At 65.9% G+C, this 8,788-nt stretch carries 9 protein-coding genes; 1 reads left to right on the top strand and 8 read right to left on the bottom strand.

The window, feature by feature from the left end:
* The 6 genes from VRZ08_RS18475 to VRZ08_RS18500 form a co-directional block, all read right to left on the bottom strand.
* Window positions 1-356, bottom strand: a 356-nt coding sequence (locus tag VRZ08_RS18475) for an endonuclease domain-containing protein (protein ID WP_414533451.1), incomplete at its 3' end; no start/stop codon positions are given.
* 149 nt (window positions 357-505) lie between these two features.
* Window positions 506-1,453: a glycine--tRNA ligase subunit alpha gene (locus VRZ08_RS18480; RefSeq protein ID WP_264054458.1), complete on the bottom strand. Its 948-nt coding sequence runs from the start codon at window positions 1,451-1,453 to the stop codon at window positions 506-508.
* A 424-nt stretch (window positions 1,454-1,877) separates the two neighbouring features.
* Window positions 1,878-2,066 (bottom strand): DUF4234 domain-containing protein, encoded by a 189-nt coding sequence (locus tag VRZ08_RS18485; protein WP_107343220.1) that lies wholly within the window; start codon window positions 2,064-2,066, stop codon window positions 1,878-1,880.
* Between the two features lie 118 nt (window positions 2,067-2,184).
* The gene (locus VRZ08_RS18490; protein ID WP_414533452.1) at window positions 2,185-3,087 is read right to left on the bottom strand and encodes a S49 family peptidase; all 903 of its coding nucleotides are present in this window, start codon (window positions 3,085-3,087) and stop codon (window positions 2,185-2,187) included.
* Window positions 3,088-3,332: 245 nt separating this feature from the next.
* Window positions 3,333-4,112, bottom strand: a complete 780-nt coding sequence (locus tag VRZ08_RS18495; protein WP_414533453.1) for a tRNA1(Val) (adenine(37)-N6)-methyltransferase — start codon at window positions 4,110-4,112, stop codon at window positions 3,333-3,335.
* On the bottom strand, window positions 4,105-4,332 hold the full coding sequence (locus tag VRZ08_RS18500) for a DUF2007 domain-containing protein (protein WP_263990766.1): 228 nt from the start codon (window positions 4,330-4,332) through the stop codon (window positions 4,105-4,107). Before VRZ08_RS18500 ends, VRZ08_RS18495 begins: the two co-directional genes overlap by 8 nt.
* A gap of 208 nt (window positions 4,333-4,540) precedes the next feature.
* Here VRZ08_RS18500 and VRZ08_RS18505 point away from each other — a divergent pair, with 208 nt between their 5' ends.
* Window positions 4,541-5,551 (top strand): polyprenyl synthetase family protein, encoded by a 1,011-nt coding sequence (locus VRZ08_RS18505; protein WP_107343216.1) that lies wholly within the window; start codon window positions 4,541-4,543, stop codon window positions 5,549-5,551.
* Window positions 5,552-5,728: 177 nt separating this feature from the next.
* On the opposite strand, the gene VRZ08_RS18510 is transcribed toward VRZ08_RS18505, so the two are convergent.
* Both VRZ08_RS18510 and VRZ08_RS18515 read right to left on the bottom strand, forming a co-directional pair.
* A complete protein-coding gene (locus tag VRZ08_RS18510; protein WP_414533454.1) occupies window positions 5,729-6,628 on the bottom strand; it encodes a 4-(cytidine 5'-diphospho)-2-C-methyl-D-erythritol kinase in 900 nt (299 codons plus the stop codon).
* Window positions 6,629-6,733: 105 nt separating this feature from the next.
* The gene (locus VRZ08_RS18515) at window positions 6,734-8,515 is read right to left on the bottom strand and encodes a tetratricopeptide repeat protein (protein WP_414533455.1); all 1,782 of its coding nucleotides are present in this window, start codon (window positions 8,513-8,515) and stop codon (window positions 6,734-6,736) included.
* Window positions 8,516-8,788 lie beyond the last annotated feature (273 nt).

An 8,788-nucleotide genomic window follows, 5' to 3' on the forward strand; every position in this document is an offset into this window, starting at 1 on the left:
GAGGGGTCGGGGGTGGGGGTCAACGCAGACTGAATCTCGGCGAGAACTCCATCAAGGTTGCCGAGTACGTCGTTGTTCCAGAAGCGAAGCACGCGATAGCCTTGAGCCTCGATGTAGCGGCTACGCACTTCGTCGGCGGCACGCTGCTCATCGTGCTGGCCGCCATCAAGTTCGATCACCAGCCTGGCTCCGCGGCTGGCGAAATCGACGATGAAAGGCCCGATCACCACTTGCCGACGAAAATGCGAGTTTGCCAGCACGAGGTCATGCCGCAAGCGCTGCCACAGCAAGCGCTCGGCGTCCGTCGGATTCTGGCGCATCATCTGCGCGAAGTACCGCTGGCGATCGTCGATCATCGCTGGCGATCCAAACATTGACGTCTGCATCCGTGGACCCCCACCCCCGCCCCCTCCCCGCAAGGGGGAGGGGAGCAGAGGCGTCCTCGTTATCGTGTATCCTGCTCGCTATGCGAGCGACCCTCCCCCTCCAGGGGCGGGTAAGAGAACTACGCTTCCGCCCGTCCCGCTTCGGTATGCACCCAGGCTTCGCCGCAGGCTTTCGCCAGTTCGCGGACGCGGAGGATGTAGCTTTGGCGTTCGGTGACGGAGATCACGCCGCGGGCGTCGAGCAGGTTGAAAACGTGGCTGGCCTTGATGCACTGGTCGTAGGCCGGCAGCGCCATGGCGTGGGCTTCACGCTTGCCGCCATCGGCGGACATCACCCAGCCGGCGTCGAGATATTTCTTGCAGGCGGCCTCGGCCATCTTGAACTGCTCGAACAGCATCTCGGTGTCGGCGACCTCGAAATTGTGCTTCGAGTATTCCTTCTCGGCCTGCAGGAACACGTCGCCGTAGGTGACCTTGTCGTCGCCGTCGCGGCCGTTGAAGTTGAGATCGTAGACGCGGTCGATGCCCTGGACGTACATCGCCAGCCGCTCGAGACCGTAAGTGAGTTCGCCGGCAACCGGCGCGCATTCGACGCCGGCAACCTGCTGGAAGTAGGTGAACTGGCTGACTTCCATGCCGTCGCACCAGCACTCCCAGCCGAGGCCCCAGGCGCCGAGCGTCGGGCTTTCCCAGTCGTCCTCGACGAAGCGCACGTCATGCAGCGCGGTGTCGACCCCGATCGCGGCCAGCGACTTCAGGTACAGGTCCTGGATGTCGGGCGGGGACGGCTTCAGGATCACCTGGAACTGATAGTAGTGCTGCAGCCGGTTCGGGTTCTCGCCATAGCGGCCGTCCTTGGGCCGGCGCGATGGCTGCACATAAGCGGCGTTCCAGCGCTTCGGGCCGAGCGCCCGCAGCGTGGTGGCCGGATGGAAGGTGCCGGCGCCGACTTCCATGTCGTAGGGCTGCAGGATGACGCAGCCATAATCGGCCCAGAAGCGCTGCAGCGTCAGGATCAGGCCCTGGAACGAACGTTCCGGGCGCATGTGCGGAGGCGTCGGGTCCATGATCGGCTTTGGATTCACGAGGGTTTTTGGAAAAGTGGCCGGACCGTATCGGCCACGACCCGGCAAATCAAGGCGATGAACGGGCCAAATCGCCGGTTAACGCCTCCTTAACCACCCGCCACGGCGATCGCTAAAAGCTGAAATTCGTTAGCAACTGATGGGTAACCATCGGCCTCCAGGGACGTGGCGCTCGGCTGGGAAGCCGGCGCCGAAACGACGGAGAGCCGAAATGACAGCCTTTCATGCCGTGAGTGCTGCGCTTGTCGTGCTGGTGGTCGCGCCGCTGCTCAGCGGATCGCTCGGCCGCTCTTAAAAGTTTGCAACCTCCAAGGTTGCGCGCCGGCCCGATGGGTGATGCCCCGCCCTTCGGGCCGGCGCACCGATTCCCACATCAGCGATTGAAGAGATCAATCCGATCTGAAGGTCAGCCCGGCCGATAAGCGCCGGTCACCGGGTCCGGCCGCAGCGTCGGCAGCTTGGCGCGGTCCGCCTCGGCAAACACCGTTGCGCGGGCGACCTCGAGCTCCTGATTCACGCGTCCGGCCGTGCGGAAGGCCCACCGCACCATGGCGATGCCCACCAGGCTTCCAGCCAATACGAGCAGCGGCGGCATCGTCCAACCTCTCCTTGAGTCGCGTCACGCCCCTGTTGCATCTTCGCTCAGTGGGCGATCACTCGCAACTCACGCTGACGGGACCAAATGGCGCGGAGGCTGCGCGGCCGCGTATCTTCTAAAAGCCGTATTTGGCCCAGATCGCCCGTGTTTCCAGCGCCGTAATCATTGATTCGGGCAGTGCCGCGACGCCGTCGAGCGCAGCGCCCGCACCGCCGGATTTACGCGACAGATTGGCGAGCAGGCCGGTCGGCGGCGAGATCAGCGGGGTGCGAACCTTGTCGCCGAACTTGCCGCGTAGCACCGCACGCAAATCACCGATCGAATCAGCAAGGCCGAGCGACACCGAGGTGGCACCGGCCCAGTACTCGCCGGTGAACAGCTTGGACTCCTCGCCCTTCAGCCGGGTGCCGCGGCTCTCTTTCACCAATGCGATGAACAGCGCGTGGATTTCCTGCTGCAGCACTTTCAGCCGCGCGACCTCCTGCGGGTCTTCCGGCAGGAACGGATCGAGCTGCGCCTTGCGCTCGCCGGCGGTGTAGAGCCGGCGCTCGACGCCGATCTTCTTGATCAGGTCCTGAAAGCCAAAGCCGCCGCCGACCACGCCGATCGAACCGAGGATCGACGACGGATCGCAATAGATCTCGTCGGCCGCGCACGCGATCATGTAGCCGCCCGAGGCCGCGACATCCTCGACGAACGCGTAGACCGGCAGCTTCTTCTCGGCGGCGAGCGCGCGGATGCGCAGATAGATCAGCCGCGATTGCACCGGCGAGCCGCCCGGCGAATTGATCGCCAGCGCCACCGCCTTGGCGTTGCGGGTAGAGAATGCGCGATCAAGCAGCTTGGCGACTCCGGCGAGCGTCAGGCCCGGCCGCAACGGCGTCACCGCGCCGATCGTGCCCGACAGCCGCACCACCGGCACCACCGGAATGTCGCGCCGAAAGCGCGCCGGAATCCAGTTACCGAGACCGGCGAGCCAGCCCTGCTCGCTGCGACCGCGGATCGCAGCATCGCTCATCGCTTCACCCTATTGTCGACCATCTTGGATGCCACCATTTGGTAGGTATGGAACGTGTTTTGCAACGCAGGCTTCATATAGGGACGAGGCTGCAACGACGCAGCGGAGGGACCGATGAAAATTTACCTGCTGATGTTGTTGATCGCGGCAATTCTCGCGGCCGTGCACGTCACCAGCGCACCGGCCAAGCACAACGAGCCGCAACCGCAGTAATCAGCGCTGCGCAGTTTTTGCCCAGCCGCTGATTAGGATTGCGCCAGCGGCAGAATTTGCTCCCCGGCGAGCACGGCCCGCGCGATCGGGTTCGGGTGCCCCGACGGGTCGTTGAGCAGCAAACCGGGAACAAGCATCAGCGGCGCTCGCCCGCCCTTCGTCGCACGCACCAGGATACGGATCGCCGGCCGATCGGCATTCCCATGCACCGGCTGCACCATCACGCTGCCGAACCCGCGCCCCAGCGCACTCAGAACATCGGCAAGTCCATCCGCCCGCCATATCATGGTCAGGGTCCCGCCCGACTTGAGCAGCCGCCGCGCCGCGTGAACCCAGGCCTCCAGCGTCGTCGCCGTTGCCAGATGCGCCACCTGCCGCACCGGATCCGGCGACCCCCGATGCCGGCCGGCATCATGGAACGGCGGATTCATCAGGACCGCGTCGGCCGAGTCGGGCCCGAGTCCGGCCGCCGCAAACGTCTCGGCTGAGCCGGTGATATCGAGACAGACGACTGCGGCTGCCAACCCATTCAGGTGGGCGTTGTCACCGGCGATCGCCGCAAGACTGGGGTCGATCTCGACCAGGACCAGATCGGTTCCATCCATCCTGCGCGCCACCGCCAGTCCGGCGGTGCCGACCCCGCTGCCGAATTCAACCACTCGGTCGCCAGCCCTCACCCGCGTCGAAGCCGCCAGCAGAATCGCGTCGTGACCGGCGCGATGACCGGCGGCAGGTTGCCGCAGCCGCAGCCGGCCCCCGAGAAAGCCGTCCTCGGTGAGGCTTTGTGCTGCCGGATCAACCAGTTCAGCCATCGGACCGGAGCTCGTGCGCCAGTCCGGCATCGGTCAGCAGCCGGCGCGCAGCGCGCAAATCGTCCTCGTGCACCAGAACGCGGCGCGGGATCACCCCGAGCGAGCCTTCGAGAATGCTCATGTTCTGGTCCAGCACCAAGTGGTCGATCCCGGCACCGTCCAGCAATGCCCCCACCGCCGAAAGCAGTACCGCGTCGTTGGTCCGCAGCAGTTCTCGCAACCTTGCCTCTCCTGTCGTCCCTGCATTATAGCTCGCGCCGACCGTTGCGGGGGATCGATCGCCTCGTTGCAGGGTCGTTCCCGTGCTATAGAGGGAACCGCAATGAGGCGCGGAATGGTCGAGCCGGCCGGCGCCTCGATGACTGGACCAAGGCTCGGATGGCGCGAGCAGCTTCGCCGCATCCGTCCCCGGAATTTGGAGACCCAGCGTGGCCGTAATCGTACCCTTCGAGGGCCCCTCGACCGCCTCGATCGACCAACTCGTCGAACTCGTTGCGGCGGACATGGAGCGAGTCAACGCCACCATCCTGTCGCGGACGGGCTCCGACGTCACCATGATTCCTGAAGTCGCCAACCACCTGATCTCGTCGGGTGGCAAGCGATTGCGGCCGATGCTGACGCTGGCGATGGCAAACCTCACCGGCTACACCGGCGACGGCCACATCAAGCTCGCCGCCGCGGTCGAATTCATGCACACCGCGACCCTGCTGCACGACGACGTCGTCGACGAGAGCGAGATGCGCCGCGGCAAGAAGTCGGCGCGGATGCTGTGGGGGAATGAGGCCAGCGTGCTGGTTGGCGACTTCCTGCTCGGCCAGGCGTTCCGGATGATGGTCGAGGTCGGCAGCTTGCGCGCGCTCGACATCCTGTCGTCGGCGTCAGCCACCATCGCCGAGGGCGAGGTGATGCAGCTCGCCGCCGCCAAGAACACCGCGACCACCGAGGACGAGTATCTCGCGGTGATCCGCGGCAAGACCGCCGAACTGTTCGCCGCCGCTTGCGAAGTCGGCCCGGCGATCGCCAACCGGCCGAAGCCGGAGCAGTCGGCTTGCCGCTCGTTCGGCATGAATATCGGCATCGCATTCCAGCTGATCGACGACGTGCTCGATTACGGCGGCAAGGCTGCCAAGCTCGGCAAGAACGTCGGCGACGACTTCCGCGAGGGCAAGATCACCCTGCCGGTGGTGCTGGCGTTCCGCCGGGGCAACGACGCCGAGCGCGAATTCTGGATCAAGTCGCTGGAGCGCGGCGAGATTTCGGATGCCGACCTCGATCAGGCGATCAAGCTGATGACCAAGCACCGCGCCCTCGACGACACCATCCAGCGCGCCCAGCACTACGGCGCAATGGCGGTCGACGCGCTGGCGCTGTTCCCGTCGTCGCCGATGAAGACGGCGCTGGAGCAAGTGGTCGCGTTCTGCCTCGCGCGCTCGCACTGAGCGGGCGCAGCTCTTCCTGAAACAAGCACCATCATTCCGGGGCGCTCGCGTCAGAGAGCGAACCCGGAATCCCGCGGTTGTTTGGCCGAGAAGCTTCCCGGATCTGCGCCGCCGAGGTGCCCTGAATCTTGAGATTCCGGGTTCGCGCTTCGCGCGCCCCGGAATGACAGAGAATGATCAGCTCAAGCTGCCGGGGTGGACCCACCAGCCAGGATGCGCAGCGCGGAGCGTATCCGCGGCGGCGCGAGCCGAGACATCATCGGCGTACAGCGCAAAGCAGGTCGCGCCCGAACCGGACATCCGGGCGAGTTGAACGCCGGCGGTCGCCCGCAGCGCCTCTAGCACGGTGCCGACAACCGGCTCGACCTTGAGGGCCGGCGGTTCGAGATCGTTAGTGCCGGCCTTGAGCGCCACGACCCAATCGGCGAGCGGCGCACCGGCTTTCGGCCAGCCGGGAGCAGCGAGGACGTCGGTCGCGCCGACCGCAAGCGAGCCTGGCTTCAGCCCCAGTGCAGTGAACACGTCCTTGGTGGCCACCGGCACTCGCGGATTGACCATCACGGCCGGAATTCGCGGCAACGGCAGCGGCGACAGCTTCTCGCCGACGCCGGTCATCACGCAGGGCTTCGACGGCAGGCATACCGGAACGTCGGCGCCGGTCAGCCGGGCGGCCTCGATGAGGCGCGGATCGTCAACGGCGAGATCATTGGCGCGGGCGAGCAACCGCAGCGCCGCCGCGGCGTCGGCGGAGCCGCCACCAATGCCGGCCGCCACCGGCAGATGCTTGTCGAGCGTGAAGGCGCCGGTCTTCAGGTTCGGCACACGCTCGCCGAGCAGTCGCGCTGCCTTCAGCACTAGATTGTCGGCGCTGTCGCCACAATCCTGCGCGCCGGGACCGATCGTGGTCAGGCTCAGCGCCGCACCCGGCTGGAGGGTCAGGTGATCGGCGCAGTCGGCGAACGCCACCACGCTTTCCAGCTCGTGGTAGCCGTCGGGGCGACGGCCGACCACGCGCAGCGTCAGGTTCACCTTGGCGCGCGCCTCGTCGCGCAGTGTTGTCGCAGAGCCGTCGGTCACGGAAATCGTCTCCTGGAGCGCCGGTTCTGAGCGAAACCGAACCGAAGCTCCACCCCCCTTTTAGGCGCGTTCGCGGTCCCGGTGCAAAGCCCTGACCGCGCCGCCTCAGCCGCCCTTGCCGTCTTCTTTCTTCTTGTCCGCGGAAGCCGCCGAGGCCTTGTCCTCTTCGGGCAGACCGTTGGAGATCTTGACCTCGATCTTCGGCAGTTCCTCCGGATCGGGCTTGAGATCGCGGGCGTGGGCCCACTGGAAGCGCGCCTCGAGCGTACGGCCGACCCGCCAATAGGCATCGCCGAGGTGATCGTTGATGGTCGGGTCCTCGGGCTTCAATTCGATCGCCCGCTCCAGCGTCTTCACCGCATTCTCGTAGTCGCCGATGCGGTAGTAGGCCCAGCCGAGCGAGTCGACGATATAGCCGTCGTCGGGACGCTGATCGACCGCGCGCTTGATCATGGTCATCGCCTCGTCGAGGTTGATGCCCTGATCGATCCAGGAATAGCCGAGATAGTTCAACACGTGCGGCTGGTCGGGCTGCATCTGCAGCGCCTTCTTCAGGTCGACCTCGGCCTTGGCCCACTGCTTGGAGCGCTCCTCGCAGATGCCGCGGAAGTAGTAATACACCCAGGCGTTCTTCTCGGCGCCGGTGAGCGCGTCGATACCCTTGGAGTAAGTCTCGCCGCAATCGGCGAACTTCTTGCGGCCGCGCTCGATATTGCCGAGCGCCATAATGGCTTCGAGATCCTTGCCGTCCTCGGCGATCACGCCCTTGAGGATCTTGATCGCTTCCTCGCTGCGGTCGGAGGCGTCGAGGTCGGTGGCGAGCTGGATCTGGGCGTTGCGCTTCAGCGGCGAGGATGCCGGCACGCGCTCGTACACCTTGATCGCCATCTGCGGCTTCTTCACCGACTCGTAGAGATCGCCGAGCGCCAGCAGCGCGAGCGCATGGTTGGGTTCGAGGTAGAGCGCGAGCTGCAGATACACCAGCGCGAGATCTTCGCCACCGCGCCGGGTCAGCGACGCACCGATGCCATACAGCGCTTCGGCCGCGCCGGCCTGCGGGCTGTCGACCAGCGGCGCCAGCTTCTTGCCGGCCTTGACTTCGCGGATGCCGTCTTCGATCAGCGGATGACGCGGCAACTTCTTGTCGAACGCCTGATAGACCGCGAGCGCCTCGGCTTCGCCCTTGTTGCGCGACAGCCAGCGCGCATAGGACTCAACCACGCGCAGCGCGGAATCGTCGAGCTTGTAAGCGCGCTCCAGCCGTTCGCCGGCGTCCTTCTGGCGGTTGGCCAGCTCCAGCATCATGCCGGAATGCAGATCCTTGAAGATCGGATACCACTCCGGACCGGCGAGCTTGTCGATGTTGCCGACCGCGGTCTTGACGTCGCCGGCGCCGTACAGCGACCAGCTCGAAATCAGGGTGGCGATCAGGTCGGTGATTGGGCCACGCACCGACTGGTTCACGTTACGAACCGCGGCGGCGTATTTCTTGGTCTTCAGATCGCGGATACCGATCACCAGCCGGGCGACGCGGTTGGACTTGTCGATCTTCAGCACACGATCGGCGAGCTTGACCGCCTCATCGATGTCGCCTTCGGCGAGCGACGAGATGAAAGCGCGGTCGAGCAGCTCGTTGTTGCTCGGATCGGTGCGGAGCGCCGAGCGGTAGAACGCAGCGGCGGAGGCCGCGTCACGCTCGATGCTGGCGTGGCGGGCCGCCAGGTAGCTGCCGGCGGTCGTCATCGACCGCAGATCCTGGGTGGTCGGAAACTGTGCCGAGTTGTCGGCCGGGTGATCGGGGGTCTGCGCCAGCGCCTGTCCGGCGATCGGCATCGCCACCAGCGTGAGGGCGACGGCCATCGATCGACGGATTCGAAGGGAAAGCATCAAGGTTGCCTAGCTCCAGGAAAAGGCTCGTTGGCCCGGCCGCCGAGCCGGCAGCATCGCGTCGACAATGCCGCGTTTGGCGCTCAACCGCAAGGATAGGCCCGACGGCGCACAATGCCGCGGTCCCCGACGGCGCCGACGGGCGGTCGCTGGATTGAGACGGTGGCAACATGGCAGGATCGTGGCCGCGGGGGGGGGCCGCGCGGCGCCGCCGCCCCCCCGCGGGGGGTGCCCTACGATGGGGCCTGTGATCGCGGAAATTCCCGCAGTTAT

The organism is Rhodopseudomonas sp. G2_2311 (genome assembly GCF_047501505.1).
GTDB lineage: Bacteria > Pseudomonadota > Alphaproteobacteria > Rhizobiales > Xanthobacteraceae > Rhodopseudomonas > Rhodopseudomonas palustris_H.

Coding starts and splice junctions, on each gene's coding strand:
- VRZ08_RS18480 (WP_264054458.1), bottom strand. CDS start 1,453: ATGGACCCGACGCCTCCGCACATGCGCCCGGAACGTTCGTTCCAGGGC.
- VRZ08_RS18485 (WP_107343220.1), bottom strand. CDS start 2,066: ATGCCGCCGCTGCTCGTATTGGCTGGAAGCCTGGTGGGCATCGCCATG.
- VRZ08_RS18490 (WP_414533452.1), bottom strand. CDS start 3,087: ATGAGCGATGCTGCGATCCGCGGTCGCAGCGAGCAGGGCTGGCTCGCC.
- VRZ08_RS18495 (WP_414533453.1), bottom strand. CDS start 4,112: ATGGCTGAACTGGTTGATCCGGCAGCACAAAGCCTCACCGAGGACGGC.
- VRZ08_RS18515 (WP_414533455.1), bottom strand. CDS start 8,515: ATGCTTTCCCTTCGAATCCGTCGATCGATGGCCGTCGCCCTCACGCTG.